Consider the following 396-nt stretch of genomic DNA (forward strand, 5'->3'; position numbering starts at 1 on the left):
GCGATGAACTGGATGTCGCCAAACTGAACGCTGGCTTCAATGTCGCTGCTGAACTGGAGGCGGCCGGCGGCGTGGTTGCGCTGGATCAGCTCTTTTAGCCCGGGCTCATAGATAGGCACTTCGCCGGCGTTGAGCATGCTGATCTTTGCAACGTCCAGGTCCAGGCAGAGTACGTCGTTACCGAGTTCGGCCAGGCAGGTCCCGGTGACCAGGCCCACATAGCCGCTACCGATGATTGTGATTTTCATGACTGCGGTTTGAGATATTGAGAATTTAGTGTTTGCTTGGGATGGCGCTTGCCAGCCCGAGCCGGCCGGCCAGGGATAGCAGCGCGATCGCAACGGCGGCTGCCAGCAGGTCTGTCAGCAAGTCCGTCAGGTCCGAGGAGCGGTAGGG

Annotated in this window: 1 pseudogene; it reads right to left on the reverse strand. The window is 59.8% G+C overall.

Annotation, left to right across the window (positions count from 1 at the left end):
* Positions 1-248 (reverse strand): annotated as a pseudogene (locus AC1DS3_RS39580) (UDP-glucose 6-dehydrogenase); the annotation flags it as partial.
* Between the last annotated feature and the right edge of the window lie 148 nt (positions 249-396).

The organism is Cupriavidus sp. 01L46 (assembly GCF_056399905.1).